This window comes from Aquirhabdus parva (genome assembly GCF_003351745.1).
Lineage (GTDB): Bacteria > Pseudomonadota > Gammaproteobacteria > Pseudomonadales > Moraxellaceae > Aquirhabdus > Aquirhabdus parva.
The window spans coordinates 1,223,504-1,247,523 of sequence record NZ_CP031222.1; the positions used below are offsets into that span (position 1 = coordinate 1,223,504).

The 24,020-nt window shown below is 44.0% G+C and carries 18 protein-coding genes; 13 read left to right on the forward strand and 5 right to left on the reverse strand.

Annotation, left to right across the window (positions count from 1 at the left end):
* Nucleotide 1: 1 nt before the first annotated feature.
* The 6 genes from HYN46_RS05445 (at nucleotide 2) to HYN46_RS05470 (ending at nucleotide 4,719) form a co-directional block, all read left to right on the forward strand.
* A complete protein-coding gene (locus tag HYN46_RS05445; RefSeq protein ID WP_114898438.1) occupies nucleotides 2-574 on the forward strand; it encodes a hypothetical protein in 573 nt (190 codons plus the stop codon).
* A 92-nt stretch (nucleotides 575-666) separates the two neighbouring features.
* Nucleotides 667-1,203 carry a GlcG/HbpS family heme-binding protein gene (locus HYN46_RS05450; RefSeq protein ID WP_114898439.1) on the forward strand — a complete coding sequence of 179 codons (537 nt, stop codon included), beginning with the start codon at nucleotides 667-669 and terminating at the stop codon, nucleotides 1,201-1,203.
* A gap of 524 nt (nucleotides 1,204-1,727) precedes the next feature.
* Nucleotides 1,728-2,180 (forward strand): DUF6152 family protein, encoded by a 453-nt coding sequence (locus tag HYN46_RS05455; protein WP_210009397.1) that lies wholly within the window; start codon nucleotides 1,728-1,730, stop codon nucleotides 2,178-2,180.
* On the forward strand, nucleotides 2,177-3,028 hold the full coding sequence (locus tag HYN46_RS05460) for a hypothetical protein (protein WP_210009399.1): 852 nt from the start codon (nucleotides 2,177-2,179) through the stop codon (nucleotides 3,026-3,028). The genes HYN46_RS05455 and HYN46_RS05460 overlap by 4 nt, the downstream gene beginning before the upstream one ends.
* Nucleotides 3,029-3,079: 51 nt before the next feature.
* Nucleotides 3,080-4,090 (forward strand): hypothetical protein, encoded by a 1,011-nt coding sequence (locus HYN46_RS05465; protein WP_210009401.1) that lies wholly within the window; start codon nucleotides 3,080-3,082, stop codon nucleotides 4,088-4,090.
* Between the two features lie 155 nt (nucleotides 4,091-4,245).
* On the forward strand, nucleotides 4,246-4,719 hold the full coding sequence (locus HYN46_RS05470; RefSeq protein WP_114898440.1) for a c-type cytochrome: 474 nt from the start codon (nucleotides 4,246-4,248) through the stop codon (nucleotides 4,717-4,719).
* A 50-nt stretch (nucleotides 4,720-4,769) separates the two neighbouring features.
* Here HYN46_RS05470 and HYN46_RS05475 read toward each other — a convergent pair whose 3' ends face one another.
* Complete coding sequence (locus HYN46_RS05475; protein ID WP_162818093.1) at nucleotides 4,770-5,450, reverse strand: cytochrome b/b6 domain-containing protein; 681 nt, start codon at nucleotides 5,448-5,450, stop codon at nucleotides 4,770-4,772.
* A gap of 355 nt (nucleotides 5,451-5,805) precedes the next feature.
* Between HYN46_RS05475 and HYN46_RS05480 the strand changes: the two genes are divergently transcribed.
* The 4 genes from HYN46_RS05480 to HYN46_RS05495 all read left to right on the forward strand — a co-directional run bounded on the left by HYN46_RS05480 (nucleotide 5,806) and on the right by HYN46_RS05495 (nucleotide 15,000).
* Complete coding sequence (locus tag HYN46_RS05480) at nucleotides 5,806-8,598, forward strand: TonB-dependent receptor domain-containing protein (protein WP_114898442.1); 2,793 nt, start codon at nucleotides 5,806-5,808, stop codon at nucleotides 8,596-8,598.
* Nucleotides 8,599-8,968: 370 nt separating this feature from the next.
* Nucleotides 8,969-11,455 carry a TonB-dependent receptor gene (locus HYN46_RS05485; protein WP_114898443.1) on the forward strand — a complete coding sequence of 829 codons (2,487 nt, stop codon included), beginning with the start codon at nucleotides 8,969-8,971 and terminating at the stop codon, nucleotides 11,453-11,455.
* Nucleotides 11,456-11,540: 85 nt separating this feature from the next.
* Nucleotides 11,541-13,616, forward strand: a complete 2,076-nt coding sequence (locus HYN46_RS05490; RefSeq protein WP_114898444.1) for a TonB-dependent receptor — start codon at nucleotides 11,541-11,543, stop codon at nucleotides 13,614-13,616.
* A gap of 232 nt (nucleotides 13,617-13,848) precedes the next feature.
* Nucleotides 13,849-15,000: a sigma-54 interaction domain-containing protein gene (locus HYN46_RS05495; protein WP_114898445.1), complete on the forward strand. Its 1,152-nt coding sequence runs from the start codon at nucleotides 13,849-13,851 to the stop codon at nucleotides 14,998-15,000.
* 65 nt (nucleotides 15,001-15,065) lie between these two features.
* On the opposite strand, the gene ychF is transcribed toward HYN46_RS05495, so the two are convergent.
* Entirely contained in the window at nucleotides 15,066-16,157 is a 1,092-nt protein-coding gene (gene ychF, locus HYN46_RS05500) for a redox-regulated ATPase YchF (RefSeq protein WP_114898446.1), read from the reverse strand.
* 283 nt (nucleotides 16,158-16,440) lie between these two features.
* On the opposite strand from ychF, the gene HYN46_RS05505 reads away from it, so the two are divergent.
* A complete protein-coding gene (locus HYN46_RS05505) occupies nucleotides 16,441-17,214 on the forward strand; it encodes a glutathione S-transferase family protein (RefSeq protein ID WP_114898447.1) in 774 nt (257 codons plus the stop codon).
* A gap of 63 nt (nucleotides 17,215-17,277) precedes the next feature.
* Here HYN46_RS05505 and HYN46_RS05510 read toward each other — a convergent pair whose 3' ends face one another.
* A complete protein-coding gene (locus tag HYN46_RS05510) occupies nucleotides 17,278-18,027 on the reverse strand; it encodes a YebC/PmpR family DNA-binding transcriptional regulator (RefSeq protein ID WP_114898448.1) in 750 nt (249 codons plus the stop codon).
* A gap of 207 nt (nucleotides 18,028-18,234) precedes the next feature.
* Nucleotides 18,235-18,765, reverse strand: a complete 531-nt coding sequence (locus tag HYN46_RS05515) for a DUF6231 family protein (protein WP_114898449.1) — start codon at nucleotides 18,763-18,765, stop codon at nucleotides 18,235-18,237.
* A 317-nt stretch (nucleotides 18,766-19,082) separates the two neighbouring features.
* Here HYN46_RS05515 and HYN46_RS05520 point away from each other — a divergent pair, with 317 nt between their 5' ends.
* Nucleotides 19,083-19,934, forward strand: a complete 852-nt coding sequence (locus HYN46_RS05520) for a DUF2797 domain-containing protein (protein ID WP_114898450.1) — start codon at nucleotides 19,083-19,085, stop codon at nucleotides 19,932-19,934.
* A gap of 61 nt (nucleotides 19,935-19,995) precedes the next feature.
* Complete coding sequence (gene pepN / locus HYN46_RS05525; RefSeq protein WP_114898451.1) at nucleotides 19,996-22,596, forward strand: aminopeptidase N; 2,601 nt, start codon at nucleotides 19,996-19,998, stop codon at nucleotides 22,594-22,596.
* A gap of 54 nt (nucleotides 22,597-22,650) precedes the next feature.
* Here the strand turns inward: pepN and HYN46_RS05530 are convergent, their stop codons facing one another.
* Complete coding sequence (locus tag HYN46_RS05530; RefSeq protein WP_114898452.1) at nucleotides 22,651-23,958, reverse strand: DUF445 domain-containing protein; 1,308 nt, start codon at nucleotides 23,956-23,958, stop codon at nucleotides 22,651-22,653.
* Nucleotides 23,959-24,020 lie beyond the last annotated feature (62 nt).

Consider the following 24,020-nt stretch of genomic DNA (forward strand, 5'->3'; position numbering starts at 1 on the left):
CATGAAAAAGACAGCAATTGCGTTACTTGCACTTTTTACCTTATGGCCGCTCAGTGCCTGTCAGAAGCAGCCACAGTCTAACGCTCAAACATCTTCAGAGCTCCCCCAACCCGTAGCCAGCGTTCATGATTTGATGCTGACTATTGTGGATCCTACAGCGGATAGTCTATGGGATTCGGTAGGCACAATTGTGACCAAGGCCGGTATCGAAGAGCGTCGACCCAAAAATGATGCTGAGTGGGAGGTTTTGCGTCAAAAGGCAATCTTATTAACCGAATCTGCCAATCTGCTTGCGCTCAAGGGGCGGCGAGTGGTTAACCCGGGTCAGATTACGAGTGATACTGGTATCGAAGGTGTACTTGGTCCAGAAGGGATTCAAAAAGAGGTGGATGCTCATTTTGATCAATTCAGAGATAAAGCTTTGGCATTCCAGTTGGCATCTATCAAAACATTACGCGCAATTGAAAAGAAGGATCCCGAGGAGTTTGTTAATGTCGGTGGTCAACTGGAGCGTGCTTGTGAAGGGTGCCATGTCGCATTCTGGTATCCCCCTTCAGCAAAAACGAAGCAATAAATGACCCAGAAACTAAATAGGGATTCTCTGTTTCTATCCCTTTGTTTAGCAAAATTTTAGCCCCCCAATCCATTTAGGAGTTTTGGTAAAGTATGAAATATTATTCATTGTGTTTGGCAAGTTTGTTATCGACAGCGGCGCCTTGTTTTGCAGCCGATGCCGTAAGCGCTCCAGCATCTCCGGCTCTAACTGCAGCTCAGGCTCAACCAGCAGCACGCGGTCCCTCTCTGACGCTAGCACTTGAAGCTGCGCAGAAAGCGATTGATACCTGTCAGGCACTCGATCAAAAAATATCCGTGAGCGTGCTTGATTCAGGTTCAGTGCTTAAAGTGTTGCTTGCTTCGGATGGTGCATCATCACGTGGTGTACAGTCCAGCCAAAATAAAGCAATTACTGCTTTGGCCTTTGGTACATCATCATCAAAAGTAGCCGATGTGGTCAAAGCAGATAGCAAGCTGAGTGAGAAGTTGGCGGCAAACCCTAACTTCAATACCCGTGCTGGAGCGGTCTTGATTAAGGTTGGTGATGAGGTTATCGGCGCGATTGGTGTTGGGGGTGCGCGAGGCAGTGAAAAGGATGAAGCCTGTGCGGTAGCGGGTTTGAATGCAATCCAAAGTCGAGTGAAGTAAGTTCTGAAGTCGAGTTACAGGATGCGCGCAAGATGAAGGGCGGTAAAGATACTTACTTGCCCTTTCTCTAAGTTTTCAATCCTTCAAGTCTTAGGTATTTTTGAATCCTCTTGCTCTTTCGGCCGGAGGATTTTTTGTTATGCGGCATCATTATTGTGATAACGAAAATATGTTTATGTTTGAGCGCATTAAACTGATTTTGTTTATATTTTATCGTTATTAAGCGCTGTCTATAACTCAACATCAAATTTGTCTTTTTTGCTGAATTATCAACATAAAAAATACGTTTTATTTCATTATTGGCGATTAATAATCATTTTATTTTGAATGCATTTAAATATATTTATTTGATTTTATTAATATTATTCATTTTAGTGACACACTAATTTATTTAAAGTGATTCGATTAAAGCACTGGCATAGGCTTTGCTCCGTAGGCATATCCCGCGTAATTTTTAAACACTTGCTGAGGGGGTGTTTATTGTTAATTACGCCATAGATTCGCCACTCTCAAGGAGATAAGCCATGTTTACCCGATCATCTGATCATATCTTTAACCGATCTTTTGTTAAATCTGTTGCCGTCGCTGTAATTCTATTTACGACTGCAGGTTCGCAGTCTGCATCTGCTCACCATGCCTTCGCGGCAGAATATGATGGTAAGCAACCCATTCATCTCACCGGTGTGGTGACTAAAGCACAGTGGGTCAATCCACACAGTTGGCTATATGCGGATGTCAAAGATGCTGATGGCAAGGTCACGAACTGGGGGTTTGAGTTTGGTGCGCCATTCTCTTTGAAAGAAAAAGGGCTAAATAAGACGACTCTTCCTGTTGGTACTGTAGTGGTCGTGGATGGGTTTCGTGCCAAGAGCGGACAAAACTATGCTTATGCATCAACCGTCACCTTAGCAGATGGCCGCGTGTTCCAAACCGGTGGTGCGGGTGATGCACCGACAAGCGCAGGTGCAAAACAATGATGAATAGAAAACCTCATTTCGTAATAAAGACATCATTTGGTAGCACATTAACAAGTAGTTTGATCGTTAGTGTTCTCCTTTCATTGGGTAGCTTTGCTTTGCCTATTCATGGTTATGCGGCGGAAAAAACTGCGAGTCGAGAGTTAAGTCCAATAAGAATTCCTAGACTTGCAAACGGTAAACCTGATTTTTCTGGCATCTGGCAAACAACCAGTGCTGCGGAATATGATTTGGAGCCGCACTCAACACGTAAAGATGCCCCACCCAGTGCTGGCGTCATTGAAGGTCATGGGACGATTCCATACCTGCCAGCTGCACTTGAAGAACGAAAAAAGAACTTTGAGGCACGTGGTACCGATGATCCTCGGTTGAAATGTTTTACTTTGGGTGTGCCACGAGGGACTTATTATCCCGAACCTTTTCAAATATTTCAGCGCAAGCAAGATCTGACCATTCTTTATCAATTCGGTGATTCCGTACGGACCATTTATACCAATGATACGAATCATCCTGACGATGCCGATGCAAATGATTGGTGGTTGGGTGACTCACGTGGGCACTATGAAGGGGATACGTTGGTTGTTGATGTCAAAGATTTCAACGATCAGACATGGCTAGATCGTTCTGGAAACTTCCACAGTGATGCACTGCATGTTGTTGAGCGTTGGAAGTTCCTTGATGCAAATACGATTGAATATAAAGCGACTTTGGATGATGCCAAAGTCTATAGCCGTCCTTGGTCTCTCAGCGTCATTCTCCATCGTCATCGCGAGAAAGACTTCCAGTTGATCGAAAACTACTGCTATACGCTCGATTACGACCAGTACTACCCATTTCCCAAGCCGTGATCAATCCACGCAATGGTTCAATAATTGAAAGATAAATGAAGTGAGGAATTCATGAAAAAAATGAAGAGCCTAAAGCAGAAATGCTTGGTAGCAAGTACACTGGTCCTTTTTCCGTTAGCCGTCAATGCTGCTGAAGATGGTCAAGCCGCATCTGCTGCTGTAGTCAAACCAATTGTTTCGTCAGAGTCAAAGCCTAAAGCTGAAGGCGATAACATCCGCTGGGAGAAAAAATATGTCAATGTCCCAGAGGGGCAGTGGACAGGTCCGCGTCTAGCCGATGGGCAGCCTGATGTGCAAGGACATTGGTCCAATACGGTTTCAAACCATGCAAATTTTACTGATCCACAAGGCGGGATTCCGGGTGATCCACAAGGCCGCCCGCCTAAGGGAACTCGCGCTGATCGTGCACCCAGTCGTGTAAGTGATCCTGCTGATGGTGAGATACCTTATCAGCCGTGGGCACGTGCAAAGCAGCAAGAGTTTTTGCAATATTTCTTTAATGCTATTAAGCCTGAGTATATTGAGCCATTGGCACGATGTGCACCTGCTGGTGTACCCAAGTCTTTTTACTGGCACGGTTATGAGATTCGTCAGTATCCAGGTTATGTGGTCTTTCTATTTAGCTCTGGAACACGTGTAATACACTTAGATGGTAAGCCACACTTACCCGAAAATATAAAGTTGTGGAACGCGGATTCGCGTGGACATTGGGAGGGTAATACACTGGTTGTTGATGTGACGAACAACAATGGTAAAGCGCGCTTTAGTCGTACTGGAGATTTCTCCAGTGAAAATGTCCATATTCAAGAGAAGTATATTTTTGCTAATGATGGTAGCCGTTATACCTATCAAGCCTTGGTGACTGATCCTACGGTTTATACCCGGCCTTGGACGGTGACTATTCCAGCACGTCGCTATACCGCGAAGGATAAGCCAAATGGCTGGCACTTTGAGGTTTTGCTGAATACACGAGATGCCAAAGGAGGAGAACCGATCATTGAGCGCGATGAGCGGATCTGCGTTGAAAACAATGGTGGCTTTGGTCAAGGCGTAAAACACTAAATGAATAATTTGTCACTTGATGAGACCTGATCTTAACGGTATTGGTTTTATTGAGTGACATTGTTCGAATATTTCAAGGTTTTAAAGATATACCGATTATTAATCGAAGTATCAGTCTATGACTTGATGACGTTTTATAAAAAAAAGGGGGCATCGTGAATACAAAACATCTTATTGTTGTTTTTTGTGCAATTGTAATTGCTGGGGCTGTTTATGCGGAGAGTCGACCTGAAGAGATTATTAAATCAAGACAGGCAGCTTATGCTTTTCTCGGATGGAATAGCGCCAAAATCAGAGCAGCACTTGATCCAGCAGGAACATTTAATAAAGAAGAGGTGATCAAATCAGCTAATGCAATTCAAGCGATTGCAAACTCTGGTTTAGGGGCTTTATATGTTAAAGGAACCGATCAAGGGACTGGTTTTCATGAGACCAAGCTTAAATCTGAGGCCTTTGATCCTGCTTATGCCAGTAAATTAGCTGAAGTAGCTGGGAACTTTAACAAGGAAGCCAATACGCTGGCCGTAGTTGCCGCAACTGGAAACAAAGAGGCAATTAAAGATCAGTATTCCAAGCTATCGGCAACTTGCAAAGGGTGTCACGATAATTTTAGAGCAAAGAATAACTAAGCGTTGATAGAGAGGAGGGGGGCTATACACTCTCTTCTCTCTGAATTGAATTAGAAATTTGGCGTTGATGTGACAGCTAACGGTTGAGGCTTAGAAATCCAAGAACCGGTCATGATGTAGGTCACGAATATTGCAATTGAGATTGATAAAATTAATGCAAAAGCTCCGCCGAGATATTTTTTATCCATTGATTCAGAGTGGCTTTTTCCTCCAGTAATCATTGGCCTGATAATGGGATGTTTTTTGATCCATACATGAATGCTAATCGCGATTAAATGTACGATGATCCAGCCGAGGATCAGATACTCTAAGAATCGATGGACATGCGTTAAACGATCGCTGATTTCTTTATTGATGAGTTCCGCTAGCGGACCAAAAAATGTGCTGTCATCATTTGAAAATAGCCCTGTAGCGACTTGTATCATCAGTATGCCAAGCAATAACAACACAGCAAGTGCTCCGAAGGGATTATGTCCCTCAGCTGTCCATTTCCCTTCTATGTACAGTTTTAAGCGTTTGGGCGTCGGAAAAAACGCCGTGAATCGAGAATGCCTAGCTCCAATGATCCCCCACATCAATCTAAATACCAGTAATCCTCCAATGGTGATGCCGAATTGACGATGTAAATCCATCGCATTGAATTTTTCACTGATAAATCCCCCGATGATCGCAATGACGAGAAGCCAGTGAAATAAACGTGTGGGTAAATCCCATATTTGATTGGATTTCACCTTAAAGCCTCCTTTTTTTAATGATTTTTTTTTAATTAAAAAATTGAATCATATTTTATATAGTTATCAAATTAGTTTTTTATAAATTTTATAAATTATTTTTATATAATAAACATAAATAAATATATTAGTGTTTTATGATTTCTTGAAGTGTTTAAAAAACATCACGAATAAATTTTTTTGTTTATTTGAATTCATCTATATAATTTATATGTAAATTATTAAAATTAATGTATGAATTATTTGTTAATTTACAATGATTTATTTTTGTTTTTAATTTAATTATTTTATGTAACTTTTGGTACGTTGGTTGCAATAACTCTTAAGTAAATTATTACTGGGGAGTTAGTTAGTCGTGAACAATTATGTTAATGAATTTTTGCTGGAAAAAAGTAAGAAGGTATCGCTTTTTAGTTATAAGCCAATTACCTTGGCTGTGTTGGCAATATTATTTCAGCTTTCAGCAAGTCAAATGTCCTTTGCCGCAGATGATTCGGTTATTGCTGATTTAAAGTCCCAAATTGAACAACTCAAGAAGGAGCTCGCTGCAAGTCAACAAAAGAACAATCCACAAACGGATTTGGCTGCATCGAATACAAATGTTCTAGCTTCATCTCCTGATCAGCAGGTTAAAAAAGATGAAGAGGAGGCAAAAAAAATTGATGGCGTTGTGGTCACAGGTAAGCGTCAGCGTAAACAAAAAGTCTTGCTCGATAACCTTAAAGATGTTCCTAAATCGGTCTCAATTGTCTCAGGGGAGGAGTTGGATCGTTTGGGTGCTAATAACATTACTGAGGTCCTTAGACGAGTGGGTAATGTCAACTTTAACTACGGTAACCCTAGAACAGGTAGCTTGACTTTACGGGGGATTACAACGGGTTCAAGTGATCAAATTGACCCAACCATTGGTACCGTACTTGATGGCGTAAGTCTGGGTTATACACCATTGGTGAATGGCTATGTTTTTACTGATATCGATACGGTTGACGTCACTCGGGGTCCTCAAGGAACACAAGGGGGTAAGCCCTCAAATATTGGCAGAATTACGTTTAATACCAAAGCACCGACTTTCACCCCAGAAGCTAATTTTGCTTTAACGTATGGTGAGTGGAATCGATTGATTACTTCTGCTGTAGTGGGCGGCCCAGTGATTGACGATCTATTGGCTTGGCGGGGAACTTTTCAGCGTGAACAGGGTGACGGTGCATATGGGAATACCTTCCCCGATTTAAAAGGGCGAGCCAGTTATCAAAACGTTGATCGCACTTTTGGTCGCGTCCAATTTTTACTGACACCAACCGATGATTTTACTGCCAAGCTGAGCCTAGAAAACCAGCCTAAAGGCAGTGAGTTTGTTAATGGTTTAACCGTAAAACATGCTGAACCTACCGTATTTAGTGATGGAGTAGCGCGTCCCGTGGCTTCAGTCGATACGACTTATAAGAAGTATCTGCGGCCTTGGTTTAATAATGATCCGACACTTTGGAATACCGCGCGTGATTACTATAACAACCCTGTGGATGTGGATAATAACGGTGCCATCATTACCGGGTCGAAAGGTGCAACGCTTAATTTAAATTGGCATGTAGCGGGCCATGATCTGCAATCTATTACAGGCTATCGTAGCCATTGGTTTAGTGCCGCCAATGACGAAGGAACACCTTTTGATATTACCAAGAGCGGGGGGTACATTACGGATTACTCCCAGATTAGCCAAGAGTTTCGTATATCTTCGGAAAAAGGCAAGTTTGTTGACTACCTCGCTGGATTATATTTCTTAAGCACGGATAATGATTCGATTAGCCGTACGCGTTATGGCAATGATGCTGGCGCATTCCAAGCGAGTGATGCGCTGTATAACAGCCTGGCAACAACAGGTTCAGGTCAGACAATCCTGAAAGACTCTTTGAATTTTGCTTATAAAGGCACGCAGACTTACGTCAAAAATAAGAGTGCGGCTCTGTTTGCGCAAGCCGATTGGCATTTAAGCGATCCTTTAACTTTAAATACGGGTGTCCGTTTTTCTCATGAGGATCGTGAAACTTCCCAAGGTGTGCTTTTACTAGACCCGGGTGTAGGCAGTGATTTCACGACCGCTTTTGGGAATAGCTCAAGTACCAAAGCCATTGCTAAAGGAGGCGCGGCAGCTGCTGATCGGCTTGCTGCACGATATTTCGGTTCGACTTGGGCCAACTTAAGTACAGCGCAGCAGAACCAGTTGCTCTCTGGGGCTCAGGTTCGTAACGGTACTCTAACACCTGCATCACTTTATCCAGTGACAGATGCGCCAGCTTGGGAGGGTAATATTAAAAGCTGGAATGCAAGTTTAACGAATAAGTTTAATGATACGGTCTCTGCCTATGGAACATTGCAGTACGGCGAGAAAGGGGGGATGTCTCAGTTTGCGGTTAATGGGACGACATCTACTGTTGATAAGGAGCAGACCAATGGTTATGAATTGGGCTTACGTCTAAATTTATTGAATAATACCTTAACCATCAATTCGGACATTTTTCTTAATGACATTAAGAATTTCCAAACGACAGTCAATATTCCTGATCCGATCGGAACAGCAGCATTCTTAGCGAGCAATCCCAGTGTTTCACTTGCCGATGCACAGCAGTTTCAGAGTGTAGTTGGAAACTTGCCTGGGGTGCGGGTTAAGGGGCTTGAAATTGATGCAGCGTACACAGGCTTACAGAATCTAACGCTCAGTTTATCGGCTGCATATAACGATGCGTACTATTCTAAGGATACGTACTTGGCTAAACCCAACGAAGTGGACAGTACTGGGAAGGTCTTTCAGAAGTACTATAACGCGAAAGGCAGCGTGCTCAACTCTGCGCCCAAGTTTACTGCAAATTTAGCGGCTGATTATAAGGTTCAAGTCTTTGGTGATAAGGTTTTTCATACCAGCGCTGATTACAAATTTACCAGTAGTTATGCGACCAGTCCTTCGTCCTACGATGTTTATGATGCGTATGGATTACTAGATCTGGGTGTCGGTATCGGACGAAAAGATGGTCTATTTGACGTCTCGGTGGTCGTGAAGAACCTGCTCAACACAAGCTACCATACCGATGGTTGGAATTCTTACACGCCTAATATCCCCCGTTGGTTTGGGGTGACTTTTAAATCCAAGCTCTAAATGGCTTGAATAACGATTAGAACGGTATCATTCCTATCAATTCCTGGTCGAAGATAAGTCCCTTTTTATAGAGATACTAAAAGGGACTTTTTGTGCTTATCGCTATCCGAAAATGGTTCTATAGCTAATATTCTCTCCATACCAACTGTTGTAGATCAAACATTTTGATATGTAACACTGTGTAAATCACAACATTTAGATTTGATCAAAAGGCTGAAAAATTCCTTTATTTGACTGCTTGGTAGATCTTTTGATTAATTAAGTATTTATAAAATAATAATATAAATTTCATGTAGATAAATTTTTAAGAGTGGCATACCCGTTGCAATCCATAGGCTTATCCCGTTTTCATAAGCCATTAGGATTTACGATGTTTTCTAACGATCAAACTTTACATAAACGTTTTCAGCGCAATTTATTATCTTCTGCGGTTATGCTTGCCAGTTTATCCATGGGTTTCTCTGCACTGAGTTTTGCAGCTGAGGGAGATGTGCCTCCTGTAAGCAATGGCACATCGTCTCAAAATAGTAATACCCCTGTAGATTCTGATACTTCACAACATATTGAATCAATTGTTGTGACTTCGCGTAATCGTGAGGAGCTGGCACAAAATATCCCAGTACCTGTTTCAGTCATTGGCAGTAAGCAGCTAGATCGCGATGGCATCGTGAGTGTCGATGATTTGACCCGTAAAGCTCCGGGACTTACGGCAACCACACCGAATGCACGCCGTACGGGGATTTCCATTCGGGGGATAGGAAAGGCCAGTGGGAATGACAATATGGAGGCCGCAGTTGGCGTGATTGTCGACAATGTTTTCTTATCTCATGTGGGAATGTCTTATCAGGATTTTACCGATCTAGATCGTGTTGAAGTTTTACGTGGTCCACAAGGAACGTTGCTGGGCAAGAACACGACGATGGGTGCGATTAACTATGTCAGTAAGTTACCCAGCTTTAAACCACAAGGCTCATTTGAGGTTGAAGGTGGCCTGAACAAAGAAGCGCTTAAACTGAAAGCCTCAAGATCTGATGCTTTGATTGATGATGTTTTGGCATATCGTGCCTCCGTATTTGTTGATCAGCAGCAGGGCGATTTAAAAAATATTAGCCCTTTGGGAGGTAATGTTCATGAGAAAAATCGCTTCGGTGGTCGCCTACAGTTTTTATGGAAGCCAACTGAAAATTTGAACATCCGATTGAATTTGGATGAAGCGCAAAGCAAAGAATATAGCAACACTAAGCCATTTATGATTGACCCACTGACTTTTGCGGATGGATCGTCTCGCACAGCATCTAATAAACTGACCTATACCTCTCGATTATCGCGTGATTATTTTGGGGGTTATGTGCCAGTAGTCGGTGATCGGTCTTGGAATGAAATCGATGTCGCGCAGCTTCGACCATTGATCACCAATAACAGTGGCGAATCTTTGACGATTGATTGGGATCTGGGTGATTTAACCTTCACGTCCATTACGGCTGGGCGTAAGCTGCATTTTGATGCGAACAATGACAGTGATCAAACCAAATTTGATATCAATCAGGGCGGAACCCTGGTTGACCATGAGCAATTCTCTCAAGAGTTCCGCTTAACCTCGGCGCCAAGTAAGGTGCTGGATTATCAGGTGGGCTTGTATTACTTACATGATTCAACTGAGTCAACTTCCCGTACGCTTTATGGTCAAGACGCAGGTGCATTTTATGCGTCGAATAGCCAATACAGTTCGTTGAAATCAAATAAATATTTACTCAGTTCATCTCTTAATCAAGTGTATTCCACCACACTGACGACTCCACAAACGGATAGCGTTGCTGCTTTTGGACAGGCCAATTGGCATTTGAATGATAAGGCAACATTGACTTTTGGTTTACGTGATACCAATGAAAAGAAGAGTAGTGATAGCCAAAAAAATGCCAGTTTCTATGATGGGTCAGCATTGGTTTCAACAGGAAATGCTGCTGCTGATGCAATCCGTGCATCACAGCTTGGCACTGTTTATGGCTTAGTTCATGGGCAAGATATCAACAATAACTCGGTCTCTTGGCTGTTGAGTCCGAGCTATCAGCTTGATAAAGATGTTTTGCTCTACGCTTCGGCCTCATCCGGTCAGAAATCAGGCTCAGTTCAATTTAAGTCGAATGGCACACCGTTGAATGTTGATCCTGAAAAATCCTTGGATTTTGAGCTGGGTGTAAAAAGCTTACTTTTGGACAAGCGGTTGTTGCTAAACGTCAATTTGTATCAAACCACGGTGAAAGATTACCAAGCAACAACCAGCATATTGGATTCTACGTCATCGACAGGTTATAGCTCTGTGCTCGGGAATATTCCTGAAATTCGTGCACGTGGTGTAGAAATTGAAGGAAGTTACGCTGCATCGCATGACCTAAATTTAAACTTCTCTTTAGCTTATAACGATGCGATCTATTCAGATTGGTCTACCGCAACGTGCCCTGCTGAAATTGTCAGTGTGGCTGTCTGTAATAACACCGGTAAACAAGTTGTCGGGGCACCTAAAGTTACGGGTGTAGTGGGAGCAGATTACCAGACCCATTTGGGCTTTGGTGGTTTGAGTTTCCATAGTTATATCAATGCTGTGGCGCGTACGTCCCAAAATCTGGAGTCCCAACTATCCATATATGGTCGTCAAGCAGGTTATACCCTGGTTGATGGCGGACTCGGTGTGGTTGGCAATTACAACAAAAATAAATTCGAAGTCGATCTGATCGCAAAGAATTTATTTGATACCAAATATACGACGAGTATCAATGGCTTCAGTAACTCCTCTCCTGTGGGTTATGACGGCATCGGCGCACGTCGTTATATCGGTCTAGTATTTAAAACTAAATATTAATTAAACAAAACTATGTCAGCGGTGGTCGTCGGGGAATGACCACTGCTAATACTTTTATTTTTTTTCTGCATTAGGTATTCAATTGATGGCTATAAGATTAAAGCTCTCGACACTAACGCTTGCACTTTGGGCATTGAGTCGTATTGCTGTTGCAGAGGGTGATGGGATCTCTCAGATCACTGTAACTGGCTCACATTATAAAAATGGGGTAGGCACCTCTGATGCGGCATCGCAAGGCGTGATTAATGGTTATCTACTCACCGATATTCCGATCCTGAGGCCAGGCGAGGTCCTAGAAAGTGTTCCCGGTATGGTGGTATCTCAGCACTCGGGTGATGGCAAAGCCAATCAGTACTTTTTAAGGGGCTATAATCTGGATCATGGGACTGACTTTGCAACGAGTATCGATAGCGTTCCTGTCAACATTCCAACCAATGCCCATGGGCAGGGCTATACCGATATTAATTATTTGATTCCTGAACTGGTACAGCGCATTGATTATCGCAAAGGTCCTTATTTTGCTGAAAATGGTGATTTCTCATCTGCTGGATCTGCCAATATTAAGTATCGCAACAGCCTAGATCACAATATTCTTGATTTGACCGTAGGTGCCGATAATTATCGCCGTGCATTATTAGCGGGATCGACGCATCTATCCGCTAATCAAAGTGGTCCAACGGTGCTGGGAGGACTTGAGTTATTACAAAATAACGGTCCTTGGGATTCCCCAGAAAAACTTCATAAAATTAATGGATTGCTTAAGCTGAGTGATGGAGATACCAGTCAGGGATGGTCAATTGATGGGGTCGGTTATAAGGCACATTGGCACTCTACAGATCAGGTGCCTCTAGAGTTGATTGAGTCTGGACAGATCGGACGCTATGCGGCATTGGATGATAGTGATGGTGGTGACTCAACACGCGCCATTTTATCGGGAGAGTGGCATCGTGATGATGAGCAGGGCTATAGCAAAGTATCTGCATTTGCCCAGCGTTATCACTTACAGCTATGGTCGAATTTTACCTACTTTGAATTAAACCCGATTCAAGGAGATCAATTTGAGCAGTTTGAAACTCGCAATTATTATGGCGGCCAGCTTGTACAAGGTTGGAAGCAGAGCCTCTTTGGCTTGCCTTCAACAACTGAGGCTGGTTTACAACTTCGTTATGATACAACGCATGTCGGTTTAGCCAATACCGACAAACGCATCCGTACTAACTTAGTGACCGATGATCAGATCAATGAGACCTTGCTAGGTGCTTATCTGCAAAATACTACGCAGTGGACTCCATGGTTTAAGTCTGTCATAGGTGGACGTCAAGATCGTCTACAATTAAATCGCGATTCGCATACCAACGCACTCAATAGTGGCGATGCCACAGGGACCAAGTTCTCGCCAAAGCTGTCTTTAATTTTTGGGCCATGGCAGAAAACTGAACTGTTTTTAAATTATGGTAAAGGGATACATAGTAACGATGCGCGTGGCGTGATTAATCAAGTTGATGCGAGAACAGGTGAGTCAGTCGAGCCGGTTCCGGCATTGGTCGGCAGTACGGGTAAGGAAATCGGACTGCGTACCGAGATCATCGATGGTTTGCAGAGTTCTGTGGCGGTTTGGGGCTTAGATAGTGATTCAGAGTTGGTGTATGTTTCAGAAGCAGGCACAACAGAACCTAATGGTGCAAGTAAACGCTATGGTGTCGAGTGGAACAATCACATAATTGTGAATAAGTGGTTGTTGATAGATGCTGATTTTGCGTGGACACATGCACGCTATGCGGATAAAGATGCAAATGGTGACATCGGTAATTTAATTCCGAATGCGGTCAGTAAAGTGGGTCTGTTGCGGGCGACATTACGCAATCAAGGCGGTTGGTCAACGAGTCTAGAAACACGTTATATCGGTGGCTATCCCTTGTCACAGGATGGTGAACTGAAGACCCCTTCGAGCACGATTACCAATTTGCGGGTACAGCGTGAGCTGACGCCACGATTGTCATTATCTGTAGATGTCTTGAACCTGTTTAACCGTAAATATTATGACATTGCCTATCAGCAAGACTATCAAGTTACCCCAACAAGTCCAGTTGTTCCGAGTGGCATTACGGTTCATCCTGGAGAGCCACGAGAGCTAAGAGCCACGCTACATATGAAATTTTAATCTAAGTTATTATTATAAATTAACCTCATGATGTTTCTTGAATAAGTTGAGGCTTAGTCTGCTGAATAATATGGATATTAATTTTTCCATTTGGTTCTATTTTGTTGAAAAGATAGTAATTACTGCGATATACAATAAAGCAATATGTATAAGTTCAAGTGTTTTTGTGAATTACTATATTAATTAGAAATTCTGCTTGAATATTACATCACTTGCTTATTTGGATACCCTGATGAGAGATGAAGTTTGGCACCGACCCATCGTCCTATCGCTTGAAGGCACCAATGCCCAGCCGCTGAGCATCCGTGCCAAAGCACTGGTGTTTACCGACCCCGTGTCTTGTCGTCTGCTGACGTTGATTGAGCGCCTCGCGCCCAGCGAAGCTCCCGTCATGATCATTGGCGAAACGGGTACAGGTAAAGAACTGGTCGCTCGTCACATCCATCAACTCAGTGGACGCAAAGGACCCTTCCTCGCCGTTAATTGTGGTGCTATTAACGACCAACTGGCCGAAAGTGAATTGTTTGGCCATGAAGCCGGTTCTTTTACTGGCGCAACAGGTCGCCGCGAAGGCTGGTTTGAAGCCGCACAAGGGGGCACCTTATTTTTGGATGAAATTGGCGATTTACCGCTGCATCTGCAAGTCAAACTGCTCCGCGTCCTGCAAGAGCGCGAAGTCGTGCGCATTGGCTCACGTAAACCAATTCCGGTAGATGTACGTTTTGTGGCTGCCACCAACGTTGATTTGGATGCCGCTGTGAATGCCGGACATTTCAGACGTGACCTGCTGTATCGCATCAACATCGCCCAAGTCCATCTACCGCCGCTGCGTGAACGACCGGGTGACATCCTGCCACTGGCGAATCACTTCATCAAACAATACAGCAAACGGATGAACATCGGCACCGCCCATCTCACCAGTGATGCGCGCGAAGCGTTATTGTCATATGCATGGCCGGGCAATATCCGCGAGCTAGAGAATGTCATTCATTTTGCATTATTGGTTGCAGAGACCTCTGAGGTTCGACCTGAGCATTTGAAGGTGAAGGGGGGATGGGGTGCTGAAAAGCAACCCAGCCGGCATTGGCAAGAGCCATTACCCAATGTCGTTACATCTACAGAGGTTCGCGCAGACCCTTTAGCCGATATCGCACGCCTATTAAGTATAGCGTTTGAGCAGGGGCAGCCTGATTTATTTGAGAGTTTTGAAAGTCTTGTGGTGCAGGAGGCTTTTCGCTACACCCGCCAGAACCAAGTGCATAGTGCTGCATTACTCGGAGTGACCCGCAATGTGATGCGTACCATGCTCAAACGTCATGGGTTATTGGCAGATGGCGCAGAGAAAGGTGAGAGTAAAGATGATTGGCGTATGGTTGAAGGATAAAGAAAAACCCCCTTGTCTTTTTGACAAGGGGGCTTAGGGCGAATCAATAAAAGATGATGCTGACTTTAGACATTAAAGCGGAAGTGCATCACATCACCGTCTTGCACAACATATGTTTTACCTTCTAAACGCCATTTTCCAGCTTCTTTAGCGCCAGCTTCACCTTTAAAGCCGACAAAGTCGTCATAGGCGATGACTTCGGCACGAATAAAACCTTTTTCAAAATCGGTGTGAATAACGCCTGCAGCTTGTGGTGCAGTAGCGCCCACTTGTACAGTCCAAGCGCGTACTTCTTTAACGCCTGCTGTGAAATAAGTTTGCAGGCCAAGTAGAGAATAACCGGCACGAATAACGCGATTAAGACCCGGTTCTTCCATTCCAATCGCTTCTAAAAATTCAGCTTTTTCATCTTCATCAAGCTGTGCAATTTCCGCTTCAATTTGATTGCAAAGCGGGACCACGATTGCATTTTCTTCAGCAGCCAATTTACGTACGGCATCGAGATGGGGGTTGTTTTCAAAACCATCTTCTGCAACGTTTGCGATATACATGGTCGGCTTCAAGGTCATGAGACCCATACCACGTACAACTTTACGTTCATCATCGGATAGATCTGCTGCACGAGCAGGACGACCCTCATTTAAAACAGGTTCAATTTTCTCTAAAACTGCTTTCATGGCGATTGCGTCTTTATCACCACCTTTAGCTGATTTAGTCGCGCGCAAAATTGCTTTTGCCACAGCATCCAAGTCTGCAAGTGCCAGTTCAGTATTGATGGTGGCAATATCATCTAAGGGATCGACTTTTCCGGCGACGTGAATGACATTGTCATCGTCAAAGCAGCGCACGACGTGTGCAATCGCATCTGTTTCACGGATGTTGGCGAGGAATTGGTTTCCCAAACCTTCACCTTTACTTGCGCCAGCGACTAAACCTGCGATATCAACAAACTCCATCGTGGTTGGCATCACACGTTCAGGTTTGACGATAGCAGCTAATGCATCTTGGCGTGGATCAGGCACAGGAACGATACCGGTATTCGGCTCAATAGTGCAAAATGGGAAGTTTTCAGCGGCGATGGCTGCTTTAGTTAATGCATTGAATAGTGTAGATTTACCGACGTTTGGCAAGCCAACGATGCCGCAATTAAAACCCATGTTAATGATCCTGATGATGGTGTCAGACGCGCCTATAGCGATGCATCTAGTATAAAGTTGCCAATCCGTATAGGCTTGCGCAAGCAGTACTTTGCACTGACTATTTTGTGCACGTGATTGAAAAAATGCCCAGAGTAGTGGGTATATGTTTGTTTAAATGAATATGAAATTGGCGCGTATTATACACCAAACTCTGTGTGCTATTGTTCAACATCTTGAGCAGTATCATTTTAAGCTGTGATTTTTAAGCATTATCTTTTTGTTTCTTTGAGGGCTTTTAGCCATGCGGACTTTGTATCAGTTTCCTTTGTCTCATTATTGTGAAAAAGCACGCTGGTTGTTGGATTATAAAGAACTCGACTATGTCGCCAGAAACATGATTCCGGGACCCCATCGCCTATCGACGCGTTGGCATGCCAGCAGTGACACCTTACCGATGCTGCATGATGATAACGTATGGATTGCGGACTCTAGCGAGATTGCGCTATATCTTGATGGTGTGTATGCGGAGAAACCTTTAATTAGTAGTGATCCCAAAGAGCGTACGTCTACAATTAAGCTTGATAAAAAAGCGACTGAGCTTGGTTATCATGTCAGACGCTGGATGTTTTTATATCTGCTTGAAGAGCCACACACCATAGATATCGTCATCGGTGAAAAAGGTCTGATGCGCACCTTTAGACCAATTTCTGCATTCATGCTCAAACAAGGCATGCGTCAACTTTATAAAATTAACCCAGAGAAAGCTGAGCAATCTAAACAAAAACTAAGTCAACTGATCAATGAAATTGAAGCCGCTTTGCTTGCGAATGGTGCTGATGGCAAGCAAGGATATTTAGTTGGTAAGACTTTTAGTTTGGCAGATATTGCTGTGTGCGCGATGGCCGCGCCGATATTTGGTCCTGTTGGCACACCTTGGGTTCCGCCCAGTCATATTATTCCACCGGAGCCTCTTGCTGTATATCAAGCCGAGCTTTTAGCACGACCATTTGGGCAGTACGTAACCCGAATCTATGCACATGAGCGTAAGGCAAGAGTAGATTGGCGCGGGCAGTGATTTAGAGTTTTAAGATATCTCTAACGCTTAAAGGTAAAGCGTTAGAGATAAGATATAGACTTCTTACTTATTCAATTCCGCCATTACCGCATCAGAGAAGTTGGCATTGGTATACACATCTTGTACATCATCCAAGTCTTCAAGCATATCAATCATTTTTAAGATTTTTTGTGCTTGTTCAACATCGGTGATATCGGCCTGAGTTGATGGGTGCATTGTCACTTCAGCGTTATCTGATTTTAAACCTGCTGCCGCGAGCGCGTCCTGAATTTCACCAAAGGCTTCGGGCGTTGTGATTACAGTGATGCTGTCGGCATCGGTCTCGACATCATCAGCACCCGCATCCAATGCAATTTCAACGATCTTGTCTTCAAGTGAGACATCGTCAAAGCGAATTTCACCGCGTTGGGTAAACAGGTAAGCAACCGATCCAGTCGTGCCTAAGTTGCCACCTGTTTTACTAAATGCATGGCGTACTTCGGGAACGGTACGATTGATGTTGTCTGTCATGGTGTTCACGAGAACTGCAACACCGCCAACACCATAGCCTTCATAGCTAATTTCTTTCAGGTCATCACTCTCGGTGTTTCCTGCACCCCGTTGAATCGCGCGGTTGATGGTGTCACGGGTCATGTTTACAGACAGTGCTTTTTCAACGACGGCACGCAGTTTTGGATTTTTTGCAGGATCTGCATCACCTTGCTTTGCAGCACTGACCAGTTCGCGGATATATTTGGTAAATACTTTGCCTCTTGATGCGTCTTGGCGCGCTTTACGATGCTTAATATTGGCCCATTTGGAATGTCCAGCCATGGTGGAGAGCTCCTAAGAAGTGTAACGAACGTCAGAAGACTGATGTTCTGAATTGTTTCGCAATTGATTGGGTCAAATGTGATTGCCAAGGCTTATGTAGACAATCACAGACTCGAAAATGGCGCAAATATTAGCAGATTCGGGTGGTTTTGATAAGGCATCAACAGTGAAGTGTTAACCATCGATCCAGATCAATCATGCTCCCGACTACCAGCGATATTTTCCCCAGTTTTCAGGATTCGCCCAATAGCGTGAGTTAAGCCAGTCTGGCGTTTGTTTATATTCTAATATGTTGAATTGCCAGAGTTCCCAGCCTTCGATTTGTTCGATTTGGCTAAAACCCAATGCGCGCAGTCCTGCAGACTGATCCCCAAAAGCTACGACTAGCACACGTCTGGCTAGTAAGTCGCGTAAATGAGTAAGTCCATGGGTGATGACATGCGTTGCAGTGGTGTGCGGGGAGTTGGCAAGGGTTGAGTTAGGCACAAGTTTTGTGAAGGTATTTTCATCTAAGTAAGCTTGGTCCAGCACAATGACGGCTAGGTCAAAGCGTTGCTGAAAGGGCAGGCTGGTCAGCAGCCAGAGCTCTTGTTGTTGCCATTCTCCAGGCCATCCTGCGCTCCATTCTTTCAGTGATGCCAGTTCACGAGAGATCAGTAGTCCATGTTCAATGGGTTTTTCCTCAGCCAAGCGATGAATCAGTGGCAAAATCTGAGGAGGCAATTGAGATGAGGGCATTGGGCTAAATCCTTTTGCGGGTGGCATGTTTTATTATGATGGCTTGCGAAGTAATCATTGATGCATTTAATGACGATACATCAAGTACCGCAGCAATCTTTGTCTATAATAACGCACTCAATCTCATTGCAATGCACTGATCATCAAGATTAAGCCATTTTATTCAGTGGCGATTTGGTTAATGGCAGGTAAATCACTATTAAAATAGAGAAATCCGCCCTCATTATTTGATCACCGAATCAAAAAACGCAATTAAACAATGCGACTGATTTGCAAAATATTCTCGATGCAATAAAGCAGCACAATAGGAACAAGTTATGGAATACGAAGGCATTTGCCATAAAATGCGCACAGCATTAGGTGAGACCGTTGAAACAGATCGTGGCACGCTGGCTGCAAGCGTTGAGTATCATTTGGTCTTGGGTTCATTTGATTGTCCTTTGACCTCAAGCATTGGTCAGGAGATCGAGCTTGAGTGGACCGGTCGGATTTTCTGTTTGTCCTGTGGAACCAAAACACCAAAGTCTTATTCGCAAGGACATTGCTATAAGTGCTTAATCAGCAAAGCATCATGCGATATGTGCATGATGAAGCCTGAGACTTGTCATTTCCATTTGGGAACATGCCGAGAACCCGATTGGGCTTTAGATGTCTGCTTTCAGCCCCATATTGTTTATCTCGCAAATTCATCTGCACCCAAGGTTGGCATTACGCGGATTACCCAGATGCCTACGCGCTGGCTTGATCAAGGGGCTACACAAGCTTTACCGATTATGCAGGTGAATAGTCGTAAACTTTCAGGCCTCGTTGAGGTTTTACTTGCGCAAGATATCGCGGATAAGACAGATTGGAGAGCTTTGCTCAAAGGTGCAGCAGACCCTATTGATTTAATCGCTATCCGGGATCAATTGATCGAAAAACATCGCGTAGAACTCGATCAATTGCAGCAAGAATCACCACACGAGCTTGTCATGCTTTCTGATGAGCGCATTCGTGAGTTCTCTTATCCGGTAAGCCATTACCCGGCTAAAGTGACGGCGCATAATTTTGATAAGAAACCTGTGATTCATGGCAAGCTTAACGGCATTAAAGGTCAGTATTTGTTACTGGATACTGGCGTATTGAATTTGCGCAAGTTCGGTGGTTACGAGTTAAAAGTGCGCGTTTAATCGGGCATTATTGCTTTATTACATTGTGAAAAATCATTTAACGAATTAGGAACTAATGAACATGAATATTGCCGTCAATCCCGATGATCATGCGGTACATCCGACTATTTATCTTAAGGATTATCAGCCGCCTGTATTTGGTGTGAGCACGATTGATTTGGATATTCGTATTCATGAAACCGAGACACTTGTGGTTAGTACATTGGAAATGCAGCGTTTGCATGCTGGTGAGCTTGTGCTACTGGGCCGTGATTTAGAGCTGCTCAATGTACAGTTAAACGGCTCAGATTTAGCACCTAGCAGCTATAGTTTGGATAAAGAAACGCTCACGATTTTGAATGCTCCAGATCAATGCACAGTCAAAACCGAAGTTCGCATTCATCCTGAAAATAATACGCAACTCGAGGGGCTATACAAATCTGGTGGTATGTATTGCACACAAAATGAGCCTGAAGGTTTTCGTAAAATCACGTTTTTCCCTGATCGTCCGGATGTATTAGCTGTTTATACCACACGTCTTGAAGCCGATAATCAATATCCAACGTTGTTGGCCAATGGCAATCTGATCGAAGCAGGTCAAGTCGGTGGGGATCGTCACTATACGATCTGGCAGGACCCGACTAAAAAGCCGAGTTATTTATTTGCGTGTGTCGCGGGCGATCTTGCTGTACTCAAAGATAGCTTCACTACGATGGAAGGCAAGCCTGTTGCACTTGAGATTTATACCGAAGAAAAAGACATTGAAAAATGTCATGTCGCGATGCAGGCGCTGAAAGATTCCATGCTGTGGGATGAGGAGCATTATGGCCGTGCCTATGATCTCGATAATTATATGATCGTGGCAGTAAGTCAGTTCAACATGGGTGCAATGGAGAATAAGGGTTTAAATATCTTCAATACGTCTTGCGTATTATCCAGTCCAGAGACGTCAACGGATGCCTCGAATTTCTATGTGAAGTCGACGATTGCCCATGAATACTTTCACAATTGGACCGGTAATCGTATTACTTGTCGGGATTGGTTCCAATTGTGTCTGAAAGAGGGTTTCACGGTATTTCGTGATCAGAGTTTCTCTGATACGTTGCAGTCACCTGCTGTTCAGCGTATTGATGATGTCTCAAGCTTAAAATCAGCCCAATTTGCAGAAGATGCAGGCCCGCTATCTCATCCACCGCGTCCTGATCATTTTGTGGAAATCAATAATTTCTATACCGCCACGGTATACGATAAAGGTGCCGAAATTGTCCGTATGATGGCGACATTGCTTGGCGAAGAAAATTTCCGTTTAGGGACTGATGAGTACTTCCGTCGTCATGATGGTGAAGCGGTCACGGTTGAGGATTTGATTGGTAGTCTGAGTGATGGGTCGGGTACTGACTTATGGAACTTCTTGCCTTGGTATAGCCAACCTGGCACGCCAGTTGTGACTGGACAGGGTATTTATGATGCCGAGACACGTCGCTACACGTTGACTTTGTCACAGAGTATTCCAAAGAAACCCAACTATCCAGCACCACAGCCATTACCCATTCCGGTCAAGATCGCATTGTTTAATCAACAAACAGGTCAACCGTTGTTGCTTGATGCACAAGGGGAAACAGAAACAGTTTTAATGCTGAATCAGAGTAAACAGGTTTTTGTATTTGAGCATATCTCAAGCCAACCGATTGTTTCGTTATTGCGGGATTTCTCAGCGCCTGTCTTGCTTAATTTTGATTATCAAGATCAAGAGTTGGCTTTCCTGATGCAGTATGAGACCAATGGTTTTAATCAGTGGCAGGCCGCACAGCAGCTTCTTGAACGTATTTTATTGCAAGGGCATGATGCGAGTGCGTATCTAGAAGCGTTACTTGTAACGCTGCCAAAAGTCGCCAGTGTCGATCCTCTATTGGCTTCACGTTTACTGGATATTCCGACTGAAACCTTCATTGCCAGTCGCATTGACAGCAATTATGACCCAGTCGCGGTTCGTTCTACCCGTGAAACGTTGATGAATGCGATTGCAGCCGAACTCAAAGATTTTTGGTCTGCATCATATGCAGCATTGCCTATCGTGCCTTATGCGGATACCAGTGAAGCTATGGGGCAGCGCGCACTGCGCAATGCGGTTCTTGCCTTTGCTAGCCGTGCAGGTGTTGCAGATGCATTGACTCATGCCAGTCAGCAGTATGATGCCGCGGTATGTATGACTGAACGTTTGGGCGCATTGCGTCAACTGGTTAATTATGATGCTGTCGATCATGACGCTAAACTTGCAGATTTTTATCAGCGCTTTGAGAATGAAGCCTTAGCCATCGACTTGTGGTTTGGTTTGCAGGCCAGTAAGCCTAATGCAACGATCGGTGAAATTACGCGCTTGAGTCAGCATCCTCAGTTTGATCTTAATACGCCAAATCGTGTGCGTTCGATTACAGGTAATTTTGCCACCAACCCAGTCGCAGTCTGGACAACCGAAGGAGCACAATTTTATGTGAATCTAGCGAAGACCTTAGATGCGAAGAATCCGATTTTAGGTTCCCGTATTCTACAAGTCTTATCACGTTGGTATACACTCAAAGAGCCACTGCGTACCCAAGTGAAAGCTGTGATTGATGGCTTACAAGGTCAAGTGACGTCGAGCAGCGTCGTCGAGACTTTGGCAAATTTGCAGAAGGCGGGGTGATTTATTGAGGGATGGCGGAAACGTCATCCCTGCTGATTTCTTTTGAAAGATGCTTTAGCCAATCCCCTCAATCGCAAACCGCACCAACCCCAAAATAATCCCAATCATAAAACCGACTACGACACCGTTGACACGGATCATGTGCAAGTCGCCACCCACTTCGGATTCAATTTTACCAATCATATCGCGCGTATCCCAGTTGTGGATTTGCTCGCTGATATATTGAATCACCGTATCTGCATAGCGATTGGCTGCATATTCGGCGAACTGGGCAATTTCATGGTTTAAGGCTTGGCGTACGGCAATATCGGAAGCGAGTTGATTGCCAATCCGCATCATCAAGCCTTGCAGACTACGGCTGATTGCGGATTGCTCAGATTGTAGATCTTCGATGATGCCTTGCATGATGCTTTCATAGATGTGAAAACCAAAAGCAACCACGGTTGGCGATTGCACGAGGCTTTGTTTGAACGCCTCTAGTTTTTGAGATTCTTCAGAGTTATCATCTTCAAGTGCAGTCATCCACTGGGCGATGGAGTGATTAAGCATCAAATGGATATGGTGATCCGGCTGCGTATTGAGATCACGAACTGTGCGGAGTACGCCCCAAACCACATTGCGCTTTACATCAAAACCGAGAATAGTTGCACCACGGGACAGGTGTCCGAACACCCCAGTTTCATCCAATATTTTTTGAATAATCTCTTCAGCATACTCTGGATTATTATGAATCCAGTTATCGACGCTATTTAAAATTAAACTGATTACATCTTGATGGATTTTATTATCAAACACAGCTTTCATCGTGCGCGCAACGGCTTGATTGATAGGGGTCTCACTCAGCCATTGAACGGAGCTTTGTTTGATAAATTGATTAATCGTTTCGTTCTGAGCAATCTTGAGGAAACGCGGAACCAGACGTTTAAGTTCTTCAGAGAGCATCTTGGCATTTGCTGGTTCTGCGAGCCAATTTGCGACGTAGAGCGACATATCAATTGCTTCGAGCTTATTGCGAACGATCTGGGGGGCCAGAAAGTTTTCTTGAACAAAGCGTCCCATTGATTCCGCAATCCGTGCTTTATTCCGCGGAATAATCTCGGTGTGTTCACGAATGAATTTGGGTACCCAGATATGCTTAAAGGGGTCACGAAAGAGAACAGTGATGGCATACCAGTCTGCCAAGCCTCCAACCACGCCAGCCTCTGCCCCTAAGGTGAGAATATGAATAACACCATTATATTGTGGGAAAAAGCGACTGGAGAAGAGTAGAACCAACCAGATTACAACCATCGTTACAAGTAACACTGTTGCAATTCTTTTATTACGGGATAAGTTGAGTTCTGGACTTAGCAGTGAGTTCAAAAAGTGCTCTCCATGAATCAGTATTGCTTAAAATATTGAAGTTATTATCAGTATTGATTGTA

What these genes read in the sequence shown, in the direction of transcription:
- HYN46_RS05445 (WP_114898438.1), top strand. Translation starts at nt 2, where the DNA reads ATGAAAAAGACAGCAATTGCGTTACTTGCACTTTTTACCTTATGGCCG.
- HYN46_RS05465 (WP_210009401.1), top strand. Translation starts at nt 3,080, where the DNA reads ATGAAAAAAATGAAGAGCCTAAAGCAGAAATGCTTGGTAGCAAGTACA.
- ychF (WP_114898446.1), bottom strand. Translation starts at nt 16,157, where the DNA reads ATGGGTTTTAATTGCGGCATCGTTGGCTTGCCAAACGTCGGTAAATCT.
- HYN46_RS05515 (WP_114898449.1), bottom strand. Translation starts at nt 18,765, where the DNA reads ATGCCCTCATCTCAATTGCCTCCTCAGATTTTGCCACTGATTCATCGC.
- HYN46_RS05490 (WP_114898444.1), top strand. Translation starts at nt 11,541, where the DNA reads ATGGCTATAAGATTAAAGCTCTCGACACTAACGCTTGCACTTTGGGCA.
- HYN46_RS05460 (WP_210009399.1), top strand. Translation starts at nt 2,177, where the DNA reads ATGATGAATAGAAAACCTCATTTCGTAATAAAGACATCATTTGGTAGC.
- HYN46_RS05505 (WP_114898447.1), top strand. Translation starts at nt 16,441, where the DNA reads ATGCGGACTTTGTATCAGTTTCCTTTGTCTCATTATTGTGAAAAAGCA.
- HYN46_RS05495 (WP_114898445.1), top strand. Translation starts at nt 13,849, where the DNA reads ATGAGAGATGAAGTTTGGCACCGACCCATCGTCCTATCGCTTGAAGGC.
- pepN (WP_114898451.1), top strand. Translation starts at nt 19,996, where the DNA reads ATGAATATTGCCGTCAATCCCGATGATCATGCGGTACATCCGACTATT.
- HYN46_RS05450 (WP_114898439.1), top strand. Translation starts at nt 667, where the DNA reads ATGAAATATTATTCATTGTGTTTGGCAAGTTTGTTATCGACAGCGGCG.
- HYN46_RS05455 (WP_210009397.1), top strand. Translation starts at nt 1,728, where the DNA reads ATGTTTACCCGATCATCTGATCATATCTTTAACCGATCTTTTGTTAAA.
- HYN46_RS05520 (WP_114898450.1), top strand. Translation starts at nt 19,083, where the DNA reads ATGGAATACGAAGGCATTTGCCATAAAATGCGCACAGCATTAGGTGAG.
- HYN46_RS05485 (WP_114898443.1), top strand. Translation starts at nt 8,969, where the DNA reads ATGTTTTCTAACGATCAAACTTTACATAAACGTTTTCAGCGCAATTTA.
- HYN46_RS05510 (WP_114898448.1), bottom strand. Translation starts at nt 18,027, where the DNA reads ATGGCTGGACATTCCAAATGGGCCAATATTAAGCATCGTAAAGCGCGC.